At 51.0% G+C, this 17,744-nt stretch carries 14 protein-coding genes; 10 read left to right on the plus strand and 4 right to left on the minus strand.

Annotated elements, in window-relative coordinates; genetic code table 11:
* Positions 1 to 3 precede the first annotated feature (3 nt).
* On the minus strand, positions 4 to 1,137 hold the full coding sequence (gene torC, locus OGX94_RS00340) for a pentaheme c-type cytochrome TorC (protein WP_257661808.1): 1,134 nt from the start codon (positions 1,135 to 1,137) through the stop codon (positions 4 to 6).
* Between the two features lie 165 nt (positions 1,138 to 1,302).
* Between torC and pdxR the strand changes: the two genes are divergently transcribed.
* The gene (gene pdxR, locus OGX94_RS00345) at positions 1,303 to 2,775 is read left to right on the plus strand and encodes a MocR-like pyridoxine biosynthesis transcription factor PdxR (RefSeq protein WP_003834556.1); all 1,473 of its coding nucleotides are present in this window, start codon (positions 1,303 to 1,305) and stop codon (positions 2,773 to 2,775) included.
* Between the two features lie 45 nt (positions 2,776 to 2,820).
* Here pdxR and uxuA read toward each other — a convergent pair whose 3' ends face one another.
* On the minus strand, positions 2,821 to 4,011 hold the full coding sequence (gene uxuA, locus OGX94_RS00350; RefSeq protein ID WP_063940532.1) for a mannonate dehydratase: 1,191 nt from the start codon (positions 4,009 to 4,011) through the stop codon (positions 2,821 to 2,823).
* 202 nt (positions 4,012 to 4,213) lie between these two features.
* On the opposite strand from uxuA, the gene OGX94_RS00355 reads away from it, so the two are divergent.
* From OGX94_RS00355 to yejF, 9 genes are all read left to right on the plus strand, one after another.
* A complete protein-coding gene (locus tag OGX94_RS00355) occupies positions 4,214 to 5,680 on the plus strand; it encodes a mannitol dehydrogenase family protein (RefSeq protein ID WP_003834561.1) in 1,467 nt (488 codons plus the stop codon).
* 119 nt (positions 5,681 to 5,799) lie between these two features.
* Entirely contained in the window at positions 5,800 to 6,786 is a 987-nt protein-coding gene (locus tag OGX94_RS00360) for a CobW family GTP-binding protein (RefSeq protein ID WP_003834563.1), read from the plus strand.
* Positions 6,787 to 6,819: 33 nt separating this feature from the next.
* A complete protein-coding gene (locus tag OGX94_RS00365; RefSeq protein ID WP_126317672.1) occupies positions 6,820 to 7,533 on the plus strand; it encodes a phosphatase PAP2 family protein in 714 nt (237 codons plus the stop codon).
* Between the two features lie 413 nt (positions 7,534 to 7,946).
* Complete coding sequence (gene mepS / locus OGX94_RS00370; RefSeq protein ID WP_003834567.1) at positions 7,947 to 8,516, plus strand: bifunctional murein DD-endopeptidase/murein LD-carboxypeptidase; 570 nt, start codon at positions 7,947 to 7,949, stop codon at positions 8,514 to 8,516.
* 167 nt (positions 8,517 to 8,683) lie between these two features.
* On the plus strand, positions 8,684 to 10,243 hold the full coding sequence (locus OGX94_RS00375) for a cyclic di-GMP phosphodiesterase (RefSeq protein WP_032934501.1): 1,560 nt from the start codon (positions 8,684 to 8,686) through the stop codon (positions 10,241 to 10,243).
* Between the two features lie 100 nt (positions 10,244 to 10,343).
* Positions 10,344 to 12,158, plus strand: a complete 1,815-nt coding sequence (locus OGX94_RS00380; RefSeq protein WP_286568481.1) for an extracellular solute-binding protein — start codon at positions 10,344 to 10,346, stop codon at positions 12,156 to 12,158.
* The gene (locus OGX94_RS00385) at positions 12,159 to 13,253 is read left to right on the plus strand and encodes a microcin C ABC transporter permease YejB (RefSeq protein WP_003834575.1); all 1,095 of its coding nucleotides are present in this window, start codon (positions 12,159 to 12,161) and stop codon (positions 13,251 to 13,253) included. It abuts the gene before it with no gap.
* On the plus strand, positions 13,253 to 14,278 hold the full coding sequence (locus tag OGX94_RS00390) for an ABC transporter permease (RefSeq protein ID WP_003834577.1): 1,026 nt from the start codon (positions 13,253 to 13,255) through the stop codon (positions 14,276 to 14,278). The genes OGX94_RS00385 and OGX94_RS00390 overlap by 1 nt, the downstream gene beginning before the upstream one ends.
* A gap of 1 nt (position 14,279) precedes the next feature.
* Positions 14,280 to 15,869, plus strand: coding sequence for a microcin C ABC transporter ATP-binding protein YejF (gene yejF / locus OGX94_RS00395; RefSeq protein WP_149281480.1), 1,590 nt, complete (start codon positions 14,280 to 14,282; stop codon positions 15,867 to 15,869).
* Positions 15,870 to 15,872: 3 nt separating this feature from the next.
* Here yejF and OGX94_RS00400 read toward each other — a convergent pair whose 3' ends face one another.
* Both OGX94_RS00400 and OGX94_RS00405 read right to left on the minus strand, forming a co-directional pair.
* The gene (locus OGX94_RS00400; RefSeq protein ID WP_085951589.1) at positions 15,873 to 16,217 is read right to left on the minus strand and encodes a YejG family protein; all 345 of its coding nucleotides are present in this window, start codon (positions 16,215 to 16,217) and stop codon (positions 15,873 to 15,875) included.
* 333 nt (positions 16,218 to 16,550) lie between these two features.
* Positions 16,551 to 17,741, minus strand: coding sequence for a Bcr/CflA family multidrug efflux MFS transporter (locus OGX94_RS00405; RefSeq protein WP_003834584.1), 1,191 nt, complete (start codon positions 17,739 to 17,741; stop codon positions 16,551 to 16,553).
* Between the last annotated feature and the right edge of the window lie 3 nt (positions 17,742 to 17,744).

The raw sequence follows: 17,744 nt of genomic DNA on the forward strand, positions 1-17,744 counted from the left end.
TCCTTACTTTTTGTTGGTTTCAGACACATCGCTGGCGTGGGTCTGGAGGTATTTCAACAACGTACGTTCCTCCACCGGATTAAGCCGGTAATAGGTCGACATGGCTTTCAGTCCGGCGATCCAGCCGTTAGCGGTATATCGGGTTGTAGGAGGAGTGCTATGACAGGCGCTACAGGTGGATTGCAGCATTTGATCTGAGTACTCCCAGATTGGCGCGAGCGTGTTGATAAAGTCCTGATCGGTGGTCCAGGCGGTGACGCTCACCTGCTGCCATTCCTGATGTGAGTCAGGATCGACCTGAGTTTGTAGCACTTTTACGTTCACCATCAGGGGCTCATCGAGAACGGCGGAGAAAACGCGTTTCCCCATATACTGGGTGATCACCCGTCCGCGTCCTTTGCTTTCACGCCAGCCCGCGATTTCGAGCTGCACGTTACGGCCTTCTTTTTTCAGCACCTTGACCTCGGTGGCGGGAAATAACAGCGCCTTCCCGGCCGGACTCCCTGCCGTTGCCGCCAGTGATTTTTCGCTTAATGAGAACAGCGTGGTCGCATCCGTTGGCGTATCTCCCTGACGCTGTAGTTGCTTATAGCGATCGCGAAAACCGCTGCTCATATCGGGTTTGTGATGGGCTATTCCTTTGTGACAATCGATACAGTTACTGTCTTTTGCTGCCGCTGCGGTCATTTGCGCCGCTGCATTTGCCGATTGCTTGCCATGATCCATTGCCTCATAGCTATGGCAGGATTTACACGCCGCTGAATTATTCGCGCTCATGCGCGCCCACTCCCGCTGGGCCAGCTCCGGGCGTTTGGCAGCAAACTTTTCAGGAGTATCGATAGAAGGAGAAATAAAGGTGTGATAGAGGTCGTTTAAGGCTTCAGTTTTACGAATAAGCGTTGGAACAACGCCCGGGGGGATATGACAATCCTTACACTCAGCCCGCACGCCAGATGCGTTGCGAAAATGCACGCTGGTTTTATATTCCTCTCCAGCCGTGCGCATCGAGTGACACGATAAACAAAATTCGGTGGTACTAGTGTAATGAACGCCTTGCCACGTTCCCCAAATAGCCAGGGCCATTACCACCGCCCCAGCCAATACGCACCACAATGCGTTCTTTCTTATCCACGACATGCTTGCCTCCATTTTTTTAATAGCGACACGCTAAGGGATAATAAAAACCAAAAATAGAGACAGCGATAGCAAGTTATAGGAACAGCCACTACTCCATGAGGTGTATCAAATAGTAAAAACGAGAAATTCGTAATATATTGGCCATATATTAATAAGGAATTCCTCATGCTTACATTAACGCTCAATAGAGAACTCCGCACTCCGCTGCAATTGCAAATTTTTCAATTTTATTTCCAGGCTATTCAGCGGGGAGATTTGCTTTGTGGCGATAAGCTACCCTCTATTCGCGAGCAGGCTCAGGTATTGAACGTAGCCAAAATAACGGTAGTGATGGCCTATGATAAGCTTATGGCTGCAGGGTTAATCAAGAGCCGACACGGCATTGGCTATGAAGTGATATTCACAACGCCTGTACGTATAACACCAACGCTTGTGCCCGTTACCCAGGGTTCTCCGCCCACAAAACCTAAAGCTGCCGGGGTCTCTACCGATGTTTACGCCGAGCCTGGACGAGAGTGCTACTGCCGGATGGGCGTCCCCGATCCCAACGCTTTTCCCTGGTCAAGCTGGCGGAAATGGAATAATGCTCCAAGCATACTTAAAGAACAATTATTTACCCGATATCATTCACCAAATGGATTATTTTCATTGCGTGAGCAATTGGTCAGATACCTTAATTTATCCCGCGGAATTAATACCCGAGCAGAGAACATCATCATTACCAACGGGATTCAGGAGGGATTATCACTGCTCAGCCAAATATTTATTATTCATCATGCTGTCAGTCAGCAAAAAAAGTGCCATATTGTGACCGAATCCCCTTGTTATTCTGGCGCATGGCATCTTTTTAATTATTACGGTGCAGACATTACGTCAATCGCCGTAGATAACCACGGGCTGCAAACAGATAATTTACCCGAGTATGAAACCCAGCTTTGTTATGTTACTCCAGCGCATCAGTATCCGATGGGAAGTGTACTTTCGCTGGAGCGCCGTCAGTCATTATTAACGTGGGCGCAACGCGTCGGCGCTTACATCATTGAAGACGATTACGATGCCGTTTTTACCTATGGGGAAAATCCCCTTCCCGCGCTGAAAGCCATGGATTATCACAACCGGGTTATCTACATGGGGACATTTTCTAAAACGCTGGGGCCAGGCGCACGGCTTGGCTATCTAATTTGCCCTGATGAACTGCTTCCGGCGGTACAGAATATGAAAGCGCTCAATAACAACGGCAGTCAGTGGTTGTTGCAGCAATTTTTAGCCGAACTGATGCAAAATCAGGTGTTTTATACGCATCTCAGCAAGCTGGCCTGCAGCTATGCGACGCGCCTCGCCCTGTTACGCGATGGCCTTTCCACTCTGTTTCCCGAAGGGAAAATCGCTGGCGCAACGGCAGGTCTGCACCTCTCGTTACGCATTGCCAGACATACCGAATTCATCGCCAGGCTGCAACAAAGCTGCCTGTTGGCCGGGATCCGTTTCGACACTCTGCCGGATATAGAAAATGGATCAGAAGCCACATGGCGCAAAGAGAACAGCGATGCTGTTATGTTTTTTGGATTTGGTGGATTGCAGATACAGCAGATCAATAAAGTGCTGACAGTGCTGGAGCAGGCGCTTGCGCAGCCTTGATGAATAACAGGGATCGCGCCTGTCGCGCAATCCCTGTGGTTAGACTTACAGCAGGTCGCGGAACTGCGTTTGTTTCAGCGCCAGCTCAACGCCGCGGACTTCTGCCAGGCCTTTCAGGCGACCAATCGCAGAGTAGCCCGGATTAGTTTTCTTGTGCAGATCGTCAAGCATCTGGTGTCCATGATCCGGGCGCATCGGGATAGGACGCAGGTCGCCCGCCTTTTTACGCCGCTGCTCTTCGCTCAAAATGGCAGCCACCACCGATACCATATCCACATCGCCCTGCAGGTGCGCACCTTCATGGAAGGTTTTCGGGTTATCTTCACGACAGGTTGAGCGCAGGTGTGTGAAGTGGATTCGATCGCCAAAGGTTTCGATCATTTTCACCAGATCGTTATCAGCGCGCACGCCGTAAGAACCGGTGCACATGGTAAAACCGTTATTAATGCTATCGACCGTTTCTTTCAGCCACTGCATATCTTCGATAGTCGAAACGATACGCGGCAGGCCGAGGATCGGGCGCGGCGGATCGTCAGGATGCACGGCCAGACGCACGCCGACTTCTTCTGCCACTGGCACAATCGCCCGCAGGAATACCGCCATATTATCGCGCAGATCGTCCTTGCTGATGCCGTCATATTCAGCGAGACGCGCACGGAACTGATCCAGCGTATAGCCCTCTTCTGCACCTGGCAGCCCAGCAATGATATTGCGGGTCAGCTTTTCAATTTCTGCATCACTCATGGCATTGAAGTAGTCCAGCGCCTGGCGTTGTTCTTCGGCGGTATAATCCGCTTCAGCTCCCGGGCGTTGCAGAATGTGAAGTTCGAAGGCCGCAAAAGCAATCTGGTCAAAACGCAGCGCTTTGGAACCATCCGGCAGCTGATATTCGAGGTCGGTACGCGTCCAGTCGAGGATCGGCATGAAGTTATAGCACACCGTATCGATACCACAGGTCGCCAGATTACGGATACTCTGCTGATAGTTGGCAATCCACGTTTGAAATTGACCTGAACGCGTTTTGATATCTTCGTGGACAGGGATACTTTCCACCACCGACCAGGTCAGCCCTTTTTCAGCCAGAATGGCCTGACGCTGTTGAATTTCTTCTACCGGCCACACTTCACCGTTAGGAATATGGTGCAAGGCGGTCACAACACCCGTTGCGCCAGCCTGACGCACATCATCAAGCGATACCGGATCGTTAGGTCCGTACCAACGCCAGGTTTGTTCCATTGTTTCACCTCACAAGTTGTTATACCAAATTAAATCATCTTAATGACGACTACCATACAGGCATCCGTCAACTGATCAACACATTGCCGATGATTGGTTGATCAAGCTCACATTCCCCGGATAAATGAGGCACACCAATTCAATTTGTTGTCATATAACTTTATACTGCCATTGTTAATTTATGGTTAATCAGGTGTGTTAAATGAAAACTATTGCCTCAGCGCCACTGGCGGAAAATGTCATGATTCCGCAATACGACCGCCAGCAATTAAAAACGCGGATTGTGCATTTTGGTTTCGGTGCTTTTCACCGCGCCCATCAGGCGTTACTAACCGACAGGGTGCTGAATGCGCAGGGTGGAGACTGGGGTATTTGTGAGATCAGTCTGTTCAGCGGCGATCGACTGATGAGCCAACTGCGCGAACAGGATCATTTATTTACCGTGCTGGAAAAAGGGGCCAACGGCAACCAGCCAATTGTTATCGGCGCCGTCAACGAATGTCTCAACGCCAGGCTGGATTCGCTGGCGGCCATTATCGAAAAATTCTGCGAACCTCAGGTGGCTATTGTCTCGCTAACCATCACAGAAAAAGGCTACTGCATCGATCCGGCGACAGGCTCGTTAGACCTCAGTAATCCACGTATTGCTCACGATCTGCAAACACCGACTGAACCGCACTCTGCCCCCGGAATTATTGTTGAAGCCCTACACCGCCGACGTGAACGCGGGCTACAGCCGTTTACCGTCCTCTCTTGCGATAACATCCCGGACAATGGTCATGTGGTAAAAAACGCCGTCCTTGGAATGGCGGAGAAACGTTCACCAGAACTGGCAACCTGGATTCAGGAACATGTCAGTTTCCCAGGCACCATGGTCGACCGCATTGTCCCTGCCGCCACTGAAGAGTCACTGGCCGAAATTGCCCGCGAGCTGGGGGTTGCCGATCCTTGCGCAATCAGCTGCGAACCGTTTATCCAGTGGGTGATTGAAGATAATTTTGTGTGTGGCCGCCCACAATGGGAAACGGCGGGCGTCCAGATGGTCGAAAATGTGTTGCCGTGGGAACAAATGAAACTGCGGATGCTGAACGGTAGTCATTCGTTTCTTGCTTATCTCGGCTATCTGGCCGGGTTTCAGCACATCAGCGACTGTATGCAGGACAGCGCTTTTCGTGAAGCCGCTTACCGCCTGATGCTCAACGAACAGGCACCTACGCTGCAAATTACCGATGTGGATTTAGACCAGTATGCCCTAAGCCTGTTGGAGCGTTTTGCCAACCCAGCGTTGAAACATAAAACCTGGCAAATCGCGATGGACGGTAGCCAGAAATTACCCCAGCGCATGTTGGAAGGGATCCGCGTACATTTAGCCCGCCAAAGTGAGTGGCCACTGCTGGCGCTCGGCGTCGCAGGCTGGATGCGTTATGTGAGCGGCGTGGATGATTCAGGCACCGCTATTGATGTTCGTGACCCGTTGAGTGAGAAAATTGCCGCTCTGGTTAAACAGAGCACAGAGTCAGAACGCGTCAACGCCCTGCTTTCGCTGCGCGAGATTTTCGCCACCGATCTCGTACAGAATCCGCAGTTTGTCGCGGCCATTCAGCAGGCCTGGCAACGCATTGCCCAATACGGTGCGCATCAGGCTGTCATTGAGACGTTAAAAAGTTAACGATTTCTGCCATTAAGCAGGACGAAGCGCCTCTTCGTCCTCTCCCCCCTTCTCTTTTTCCCCGTTTTTCGCCAGGATTGTTAAATGCCATTACGGTAATTTATGATTCTGGAGTAAATGTGACTAAAACCAATCTCATCACCGGTTTTCTCGGCAGTGGCAAAACCACCTCTATTCTTCATTTATTGGCAAACAAAGATCCTGCTGAGAAGTGGGCCGTGCTGGTTAATGAGTTTGGCGAAGTTGGCATTGATGGCGCGTTGCTGGCCGACAGCGGTGCGCTGCTAAAAGAGATCCCCGGCGGCTGTATGTGCTGTGTTAACGGCCTGCCAATGCAGGTTGGCCTCAATACGCTGCTGCGTCAGGGAAAACCCGACCGTCTGCTGATTGAACCCACTGGCCTCGGGCATCCCAAACAGATTCTGGATTTACTCACTGCACCGGTTTATGAGCCGTGGATCGATCTGCGCGCAACCCTCTGTATCCTTGATCCTCGCCTGTTACTGGATGAGAAAAGCGTCGCCAATGACAATTTCCGCGATCAGCTGGCCGCCGCTGATATCATTGTTGCCAACAAAACCGACCGTGCCACGACGGAAAGCGAAAACGCCCTGCAAAGCTGGTGGCAACACTACGGCGGTAATCGCCAGTTAGTTCATGCCGACCATGGGCAAATTGACGGACAGCTACTGGATTTGCCCCGACTAAACCTGGCGGAGCTTCCTGCAAGCGCGGAGCACGCCCATAGCCATGCCAACAAAAAGGGGCTGGCAGCGTTGAGCTTACCCGCACAGCAGCGCTGGCGTCGTAGCCTGAACAGCGGTCAGGGCCATCAGGCCTGCGGTTGGATTTTTGACGCCGATACAGTGTTCGATACCATCGGTCTGCTGGAATGGTCGCGTCTTGCTCCTGTTGGACGCGTGAAGGGGGTAATGCGTATTAAAGAAGGACTGGTACGCATTAACCGCCAGGGAGACGACTGGCATATAGAGACGCAAAACGTCGCACCACCCGATAGCCGTATTGAACTCATCGCCGATACCGAGACCGACTGGAATGCGTTACAGAGCGCGTTGTTGAGACTTCGTTTAGACGCTAGCGCGTAAGGTTGCCTTCGTTTTTAGCAATGGTAAACGACGATGAAAACCCGATACCCTTCAATCCTCCTGCTAAATATTGCGGGCCTGGCACTGTTTATGTCCTGGTATATTCCAGTCGGGCATGGGTTCTGGTCTTCACTGGATACGGGCGTTTTCCGCTTCTTTAATCATAAACTGGTGGAAAGCCCACTGTTCTTATGGGTTGTTGCTATTACCAATAATCGGGCATTTGATGGCTGCTCATTGCTGGCTATGGGCGCATTGATGCTGCACTTTTGGCTCAAAGAGACGTCGGAAGGTCGCCGACGTATTGTGGCTATCGGTTTGGTTATGCTGCTCACCGCAGTGGTATTAAATCAGCTGGGCCAGGCGCTTATTCCCGTTAAACGCGCCAGCCCGACCCTGATGCTGGATAATATTTATCGCGTCAGCGAACTGCTGCATATTCCGACCAAAGATGCGTCGAGAGACAGTTTTCCTGGCGATCACGGCATGATGCTGCTTATTTTTTCCGCATTTATGCTGCGTTATTTCGGAAAAGTCGCAGGAATAATCGGCCTTATTATTGCTGTGGTTTTTGCCTTTCCACGCGTAATGATTGGCGCTCACTGGCTCACTGATATCGTGGTTGGTTCCATGACGGTGGTCTTGATTGGCCTTCCCTGGTGGCTAATGACGCCATTAAGTGACCGATTAGTCACTCTGTTCGTGAATTATCTCCCCGGCAAAAACAAACAATTTTTAAACAAATAACGCAGAGTAATTAACATCATCAGGGATACTTCTGATTCCCTGATGATGCCGGGCAATATTTCATCATTCTGATTGTCATTCCCTTGTCATCTTATTCATGTTTAAAATGAGTAGGTTGCGTATTTTTTACCCTGATTGTTCTTAATTTAGACAATGCCGTTTATTCACTTTCTGTATCAATTTTTCTTATAAGAAATCACGTAAAATCACTCGCATTGGCCGGAACGATCGGGTAATCTCGAACTAGTTTTGCCTCGCGGGATAATTATTCCCTTTCAGAATAAATTTGTGCGTTCTGCCACAGATTTGACCTTAAGGAATTGTCTCATCGTGCGATGGTAATTAGTCTCGTCACGTTTGGCATTTTTTATAACGATATTTATCGTTAAGGACTTCAAGGGAAAACAAACAAAATGGTCAAATCTCAACCGATTTTGAGATATATCTTGCGGGGCATACCCGCGATAGCAGTTGCGGTTCTGCTTTCTGCATGTAGCACAACGAACACCGCCAAGAATATGCATTCTGAGACGCATGCTGTGGGCAATGGAGATAACTCTTCACTGCAAGCCTCTCAGGATGAATTTGAAAATATGGTACGTAATATCGATGTTAAATCACGTATTATGGACCAGTATGCTGACTGGAAAGGCGTGCGTTACCGCCTTGGCGGCAGCACCAAAAAAGGTATTGATTGCTCAAGCTTCGTGCAGCGTACATTCCGCGAGCAATTTGGTTTAGAGCTTCCGCGCTCAACCTATGAACAGCAGGAAACGGGAAAATCCGTTTCGCGCACTAATCTGCGCACAGGCGATCTGGTTCTGTTCCGTGCTGGCTCTACCGGCCGTCACGTCGGTATTTATATCGGTAACAACCAGTTTGTACATGCCTCGACCAGCAGTGGCGTTATCATTTCCAGCATGAACGAGCCTTACTGGAAAAAACGCTACAACGAAGCTCGCCGGGTTCTGAGCCGCAGTTAGTTTCGTTTGGCAGCTATCCCTTGGCTATCCTGATGAGACATTCCAAAAGCACTGCTTCGGCGGTGCTTTTTTGTTTCACCCTGCGACTAAGAAAAATCTCACAACATGAGTCATTTCAGGTTATATTCATACAGAGTAAGCAGTTAAATCAGGTAAAATAAGGATCTATGTTCAGACGCTCTTCTTCATCCGGTCGGAAAATCCTGCTTTCCTGTATGTTAACGGGGCTTATCGTCGCAATACTCGTGAGTACCCTGCAGTTTTTCGTCACCTGGCATAAACGAGAAGTTAAGTACGACACGCTCCTTGCCGATATCCAGAATTACGTCAGCAGCTACTTCACCGACCTCAAAACCACCACCGATGCCCTTCAGCCGCTGGTTGCCAACAGTTGCCAACAAGTCAGCGCTAAACTGACCTCCAGTGCAGCCTTTAGCCTGAACGTTCGCGCTTTCTTACTGGTAAAAGACGGCATCGCTTTCTGCTCTTCCGCAACAGGTTCCATGTTCACTCCGATTTTAGATTTGATCCCGAACCTCGATATCAGCAGAAATATTGATGTGGAATTACTTCCCGGTACGCCCATGATGCCGGACAAACCAGCGATCATGATTTGGCACCGAAACGCGTCGTTCAATGATAGCGGCGTATTTACCTCACTGAATATCAATCTGGCGCCTTACCTACTCTATACCGCCCGGCAGGATGATTTTGACGGTATTGCTATTATCGTCGGTAATACCGCAATTTCGACATTCTCATCGCGAATCATCGATGTCTCCGCTCTTCCTCATACCTCCTGGCGGCAGGCCACTCTTGAAGGGATCCCGCTTAAAATTCGCTTATACGCACAAGAGTGGAACTATACCGACGTCTGGTATTCTATTTTGTTGGGATGTATGGCCGGGATTATTGCCTCCCTTCTCCTCTGGTACTACATCTACAGCATCCGTTTACGCCCAGGCAAAGATATCCTCAACGCCATCAAACATAACCAGTTTTATGTGGTGTACCAGCCCGTCGTAGAGATGCAAACGCTGGAAGTGAAAGGCGTCGAGGTCCTGTTACGTTGGAATCACCCAACAACGGGCGAGATCCCACCGGATGCCTTTATTCATTACGCTGAATCACAGAAAATGATCGTCCCACTGACTCAGCATCTCTTTAAGTTGATCGCCCAGGATGCCCCGACACTGCAAAAAGTGTTACCCGCTGGGGCAAAATTAGGGATCAATATCGCGCCATCACATCTGCATGGCGAGACGTTTAAAGACGACATTCGCCACCTACAGGCCTCGCTTCCCGCAAACTATTTTCAGATAGTACTGGAAATCACAGAACGAGATATGCTCAATCAGCACGAGGCCACAAAGCTATTTGAATGGCTGCATTCCGCAGGTTTTGAAATTGCGATTGATGATTTTGGCACCGGCCATAGCGCGCTTATTTATCTGGAACGCTTTACCGTTGACTACCTGAAAATCGATCGCGGATTTATTAACGCCATTGGGACGGAAACACTGACTTCTCCGGTACTGGACGCCGTGTTGACACTTTCTAAACGTCTTAATATGCTGACGGTTGCGGAAGGGGTAGAAACTCCTGAGCAAGCCCGTTGGCTGCGCGATCGTGGGGTGCATTTTTTCCAGGGGTACTGGATTAGCCGACCATTACAGCTTGCTGATTTTGTGCGTTGGATGGCACAGCCCAATAAGCCGACGTGGTGATCGCAGTATGCGATTCATATACTCTCACTCGCCGCTACATCCCTTATCTTTCAGGCATGATGCCCGTCGGGTTGTGGCAGGAAAAGGAAATCGCTTTTATATGATCCCTCGCGTACTGCTACTGTTTATTACCCTCATCGGGTTTAGCGCCCAAGCGCAATCCATCAAAGAAAGCTATGCTTTTGCCGTACTGGGTGAGCCGAAGTACGCATTTAACTTTAATCACTTCGATTATGTTAATCCCGCAGCCCCTAAAGGTGGTCAAATCACCCTGTCCGCCATTGGCACATTTGACAACTTCAACCGCTATGCGATGCGCGGTAACCCCGGCGCACGTACCGAAACGCTTTACGATACGCTGTTTACCACCTCTGACGATGAACCTGGTAGCTATTACCCGCTCATTGCCGACAGCGCACGCTATGATGACGACTATTACTGGGTAGAAATTGCCATTAATCCACGCGCGCGTTTTCACGATGGCTCACCCATTACCGCCCGCGACGTCGCATTCACCTTCCACAAATTTATGACTGAAGGCGTGCCGCAGTTTCGTCTGGTCTACAAGGGAACAACGGTAAAAGCCATCGCGCCATTAACCGTACGCATTGAATTAGCCAAACCGGGTAAAGAGGACATGCTCAGCCTGTTTTCATTACCCGTGATGCCAGAGAAGTACTGGAAAGATCATAAGCTCAGCGATCCCTTATCATCGCCACCGCTCGCCAGCGGCCCTTATCGCATTACCAAATGGAAGATGGGCCAGTATATTGTCTATTCGCGCGTCAAAGATTATTGGGCCGCTAATCTGCCCGTCAATCGTGGACGCTGGAACTTTGATACCATCCGCTACGACTACTATCTGGATGATAACGTCGCCTTTGAAGCGTTTAAGGCCGGTGTGTTTGATCTGCGCCTTGAAAATGATGCCAAAAACTGGGCGACGCGTTATACCGGGAAAAATTTCGCGAATCATTACATCATCAAAGATGAGCAAAAAAACGAGTCCGCGCAGGATACCCGCTGGCTGGCATTTAATATTCAGCGTCCGGTATTCAGCGACCGACGGGTGCGGGAAGCCATCACGCTGGCCTTTGATTTTGAATGGATGAATAAAGCGCTGTTCTATAACGCCTGGAGCCGGACCAACAGCTATTTTCAGAATACCGAATATGCCGCGACAAAATACCCCGACGCGGATGAGTTGGTGATACTCGCGCCCTTGAAAAAGGATCTCCCCCCTGAGGTCTTTAGCCAAATCTATCAGCCACCAAAATCAAAAGGCGATGGCTACGATCGCGACAATCTGTTGAAAGCCGATACCTTACTGGAACAGGCCGGGTGGGTACTAAAGGGTCAGCAGCGCGTAAATAGCGCCAACGGTAAGCCCCTGAGCTTTGAACTGTTGCTCCCGGCAGGCAGCAACAGTCAATGGGTGCTGCCGTTCCAGCACAACCTGCAACGCTTAGGTATTACCATGAATATCCGCCAGGTGGATAACTCACAAATCACGAACCGCCTGCGCAGTCGCGACTATGACATGATGCCGAGGTTGTATCGTGCGATGCCGTGGCCGAGTTCGGACCTGCAAATTCTGTGGGCCTCTCAATATATTGATTCCAGCTACAACGCCCCCGGCGTACAAAGCCCGGTGATTGATAAACTGATCGACCAAATCATCGCGGCGCAAGGCGATAAAGCCAAATTGATCCCACTGGGCCGGGTGCTGGACAGGGTATTAACCTGGAACTACTACATGTTGCCTATGTGGTTTATGGCAGAGGATCGCATTGCATGGTGGGATAAATTTTCACATCCTGCTATTCGCCCAATTTATACTATTGGCCTCGACAACTGGTGGTATGACGTCAACAAAGCGGCGAAGCTGCCCGCAGCCAGGCGGCAGGGAGAATAAATGGGCGCTTATCTGATTCGACGTCTGCTGCTGGTGATCCCAACGCTTTGGGCCATCATCACCATCAACTTTTTTATCGTGCAGATAGCCCCCGGCGGTCCAGTTGAACAGGCCGTCGCCGCCATTGAGTTCGGGCAAAGCGGGGCATTACCCGGCGCGGGTAGCGAAGGCGTTCGTGCCAGCCACGCGCAAACCGGCGTGGGTAACATCAGCGACAGTAATTATCGAGGCGGCCGGGGTCTGGACCCGGAAGTGATCGCCGAAATCACTCGCCGCTATGGGTTCGATAAGCCCATTCATGAGCGTTACTTCAAAATGCTCTGGGATTACATTCGTTTCGATTTCGGTGACAGCCTGTTTCGTAGCGCCTCGGTGCTGACGCTTATCAAAGACAGCCTGCCTGTTTCCGTCACGCTGGGGCTGTGGAGTACGCTCATCATCTACCTGGTGTCGATACCGCTTGGGATCCGCAAAGCGGTGCATAACGGCAGCCGGTTTGATGTCTGGAGCAGCGCATTTATTATTATCGGCTATGCCATACCGGCCTTTCTGTTTGCCATTTTGCTGATCGTCTTTTTTGCCGGGGGAAGCTACTACGACCTGTTCCCGCTTCGCGGGCTGGTTTCCGCCAATTTTGACTCCCTGCCCTGGTATCAGAAAGTAACCGACTACCTTTGGCATATTACCCTGCCGGTGCTGGCGACGGTGGTTGGTGGGTTTGCCGCGCTGACTATGTTGACCAAGAACTCATTTCTGGATGAGGTGCGCAAACAATATGTCGTCACCGCACGCGCTAAAGGGGTCAGCGAGAAAAATATTCTGTGGAAACATGTGTTTCGCAATGCCATGTTGCTGGTGATCGCCGGCTTCCCGGCAACGTTTATCAGCATGTTTTTTACCGGCTCACTGCTGATTGAAGTGATGTTCTCACTTAACGGCCTGGGATTGCTGGGTTATGAATCTACCGTATCACGCGACTACCCGGTAATGTTTGGCACGCTTTATATCTTCACCCTGATCGGTCTGCTGCTGAATATCCTCAGCGACATCAGCTATACGCTGGTCGATCCTCGTATTGATTTTGAGGGACGCTAATGTCGCGATTAAGCCCCGTCAATCAGGCCCGCTGGGCGCGCTTTCGCCACAACCGTCGCGGCTACTGGTCGCTGTGGATTTTTCTGGTGCTGTTCGGCCTTAGCCTGTGTTCAGAACTGATTGCCAATGATAAGCCGCTACTGGTGCGCTACGACAATAGCTGGTATTTCCCCCTGTTCAAAAACTACAGTGAAAGCGACTTCGGCGGACCGCTGGCGACTCAGGCTGATTATCAGGACCCGTGGCTACAACAGCGCCTGGAAAACCAGGGCTGGATCCTGTGGGCACCAATACGCTTTGGGGCCACCAGCATTAACTTTGCCACCGATAAGCCCTTCCCTTCCCCGCCTTCCGCACAAAACTGGCTGGGAACAGACGCTAACGGCGGTGATGTACTGGCACGCATCCTCTACGGCACACGTATTTCTGTCTTGTTTGGTCTAATGCTCACCCTCTGTTCGAGCGTGATGGGCATTATGGCTGGCGCAATTCAGGGCTATTATGGCGGCAAGGTGGATCTGTGGGGGCAACGATTCATTGAAGTTTGGTCAGGAATGCCAACGCTGTTTCTCATCATTCTATTGTCGAGTGTGGTCCAGCCTAACTTCTGGTGGCTGCTGGGCATTACCGTATTGTTTGGCTGGATGAGCCTGGTTGGCGTGGTGCGCGCGGAATTTTTACGTACCCGAAACTTTGATTACATTCGAGCCGCTCAAGCGCTAGGCGTAAGCGATCGCAGTATTATTCTGCGTCATATGCTGCCCAACGCGATGGTCGCGGCCCTGACTTTTTTACCGTTTATTTTATGCGCCTCGATAACTACTCTGACCTCACTGGATTTTCTTGGGTTCGGTTTACCGCTTGGCTCGCCATCACTGGGAGAACTCCTGTTGCAGGGTAAAAACAACCTGCAGGCACCGTGGCTTGGCATCACCGCGTTCATCTCCGTTGCCCTGCTACTATCGCTACTGATCTTTATTGGTGAAGCGGTACGCGATGCGTTTGATCCCAACAAGGCGATTTAAAATGACACAACCTCTGTTAGCCATTGAGAATTTATCGGTAGGTTTTCGTCAACAAGAGACCGTGCGCACCGTAGTCAATGCCCTCTCACTACGGGTTGATGCCGGACAAACGCTGGCGCTGGTGGGTGAATCTGGCTCGGGTAAAAGCGTGACCGCGCTTTCTATCCTACGGTTGTTACCGTCCCCTCCGGTAGTTTACCCTTCCGGGGACATCCGTTTTCATGGTGAATCATTACTTCACGCCAACGAGCAGACGCTTCGCGGCGTACGGGGGAATAAAATCGCCATGATTTTCCAGGAGCCGATGGTGTCACTGAACCCGCTCCACAATCTGGAAAAACAGCTTTATGAAGTGCTGTCGCTGCATAGGGGAATGCGTCGGGAGGCGGCGCGGGCAGAAATCCTGACCTGCCTGGATCGCGTTGGCATCCGTCAGGCAGCCAAACGTCTCGCAGATTACCCGCACCAGCTGTCCGGCGGTGAACGCCAGCGCGTGATGATCGCCATGGCGTTGCTAACACGACCGGAGTTGCTTATTGCCGATGAACCGACCACCGCGCTGGACGTTTCCGTCCAGGCACAGATCCTGCAACTGCTGAGAGAACTACAGCGCGAGCTGAACATGGGATTACTGTTCATCACCCACAACCTGAGCATTGTGAAAAAGCTGGCCGATACCGTGGCGGTCATGCAAAACGGCCAGTGCGTTGAGCAAAATCGAGCAGCACAGCTGTTGGCTGCTCCAACGCATCCCTACACGCAGAAATTGTTAAACAGCGAACCTTCCGGCGATCCGGTGCCTGTACCTGCTGGGCAAGCTCCGCTGCTGGAGGTAGAAAAACTCCGCGTCGCCTTTCCTATCCGCAAAGGCATCCTGAAACGCGTGGTGGACCACAACGTCGTCGTTAACGACGTCAGTTTTTCCCTCCGGCCCGGTGAAACGCTGGGGCTGGTTGGAGAGTCAGGCTCCGGAAAAAGCACTACCGGACTGGCGCTTCTGCGGCTAATCACCTCGCAGGGAAGCATTGTGTTCGATGGTCTGGCACTGCATACCTTAAATCGACGCCAGCTGTTGCCGGTCCGTCACCGTATTCAGGTGGTATTTCAGGATCCCAACTCCTCGCTAAACCCACGCCTGAGCGTGCTACAGATTATCGAGGAGGGGTTGCGCGTTCATCAGCCTACCCTGTCAGCCGAACAACGCGAGGCACAGGTGAAAGCGGTGATGGCGGAAGTGGGATTGGATAGCGAAACGCGACATCGTTATCCTGCGGAGTTTTCTGGTGGGCAACGCCAACGCATTGCTATTGCCAGAGCATTGATTCTCAAACCTTCCCTGATCATTCTGGATGAACCAACATCGTCGCTCGACAGGACCGTACAGGCGCAAATCCTGACGTTGTTAAAGTCCTTACAGGAAAAGCATCGGCTAGCTTATATTTTTATCAGCCATGATTTGCACGTAGTACGCGCGTTATGCCATCAGGTTATTGTGCTACGTCAGGGAGAGGTCGTGGAGCAAGGGCAATGCGAGCACGTATTTAACGCGCCACAGCAAGCCTATACGCGTCAGCTGCTCGCGCTAAGCTGACGCTCAAAAAGGATTGTTGTTTGAAAACGGTTCTGCGATAGCCACGCCGAAGTTTTTCAGTCTGCAGGTCGCGGCAAATTCGTCCTGGCGATTCACAAACAGGCACGGCTCCCCTTCACATTCCAGTACGGAACAAGGAACCTCGATATCACTGAGGGCCTGGCTGAGCTTATGCATGACTGACCACGCGCTGTCACCATCAGGGCTGAGCAATTTGAGTGCCACCAGGCTGTTCTCATTACTCTGACCGTTTTGCGGAATCGGTTCAACTTTCGAACCTGCGAAACCCACCGACCAACGATAGCTCTGCGGCAGACGATGAACGATTGAGAGTTGTAATGTCATCACTTTCTTTCCCTGGAAGCACAATCACTTCACAATTATTTTACATCAATATTAACACATCATTGACAATACGTCTTTAGACAGTTGGTAAACGTTTACATCCAGTACTTATGCTGCTTACAGAACCCAGTAATTAAATTTATTCAACGGTTCTGGCATATTTCCGGGCTATATGTACTCGTTTCTGCGATCTAACTCAACCTTTTTAACTACAATGATGTGACTTTTTACATAAATTGATTTTACATAAAATAAACATAAGCAGGGGAAATGATAGATTTGCGGTTGATGTACATCAACTCTGGAGACCTTATGGCCCCCAGGTTGTGTAATAGATCACCGTTTTTGAGCGCGACTGGCGTAAAGATAGAAGAGAATTGAGCAGGTAGCGCAAAATGCGATCGACCATATCATTGGCCAGGCCGAGTTAAAGGTCGCCAGAGACAACAGGGCCCCGACAATGGCGCCAATGCCGAAGCGGAATGTCCCAGCCAGCGATGACGCCGTTCCTGCCATATGCGGAAATTCATCCAGGATAACCGCCATGGCGTTTGATGACACCATCGATACACAGCCAACAAACGCCGCAACGCCAACGACCAGAGCCCAGAACCCCAGCCCAAACAGTGCACTAAAGACCATCCATCCCGCCATCACGAACTGGATCCACAGACCAGTACGGAACATATTCAATGCCCCAACCCGACGCACAAAGCGGCTGTTGATGATAGTCATCACGAACAGGAATACGATGTTAAGTGCGAAGTAATAACCGAAATGCTGCGGTGAAACGTGGTTAATCTCAATGTAAACAAAGGGTCCGGCGCTCAGAAACGAGAACATCCCGGCAAAGCTGAACCCGCTGGCCAGCATATAGCTCAGCACTCGTTTATGACGAAACAGCGAGGCAAAGTTGCCAATAGTGGTACGCAGGCGAAACGGCTGGCGACGCTCTACAGGCAGGGTCTCTTTGATTAGCGTAAAGATCATCACCGACGCCAGAACAGCCGCCATGGCGAGGATCCAAAAGATATAGTGCCAGCTAAGCCATACCAGCACCCAACCACCCACGATAGGTGCCAACAAGGGCGCAATTGTGGTCACCAGCATGACGAATGACATCATGCGCGAGAACTCTTCCTTCGGATAGATATCGCGCATCAGGGCGTTGATAACCACGCTCGCCGCCGCGGCAGCCAGACCGTGGAAGAAACGCATCACGATCAGTTGATCGATAGTTTGCGCCAGGGCGCAGGCCACTGCCGCCGCCGCAAACACCAGCGTTCCGCCCAGAATCACCGGCTTGCGCCCAATGCTGTCAGCCATTGGGCCATAGAGCAACTGCCCCACTGCAAACCCCAGAATATAGGTACTGAGGGTCATCTGCGCGCTACCCGCAGGCACACCAAACTGTTCTGAGATAACAGGTAGCGCCGGAAGATACATATCAATCGACAACGGCATCAGCATGGCTAACAAGCCAAGGATAAAGACTATGGCAATTGACGAGTTCTGCCGGGTGGTCACATT

Origin of the sequence: Citrobacter sp. Cpo037 (assembly GCF_030332945.1) — a bacterium.
Classification (GTDB): domain Bacteria; phylum Pseudomonadota; class Gammaproteobacteria; order Enterobacterales; family Enterobacteriaceae; genus Citrobacter; species Citrobacter portucalensis.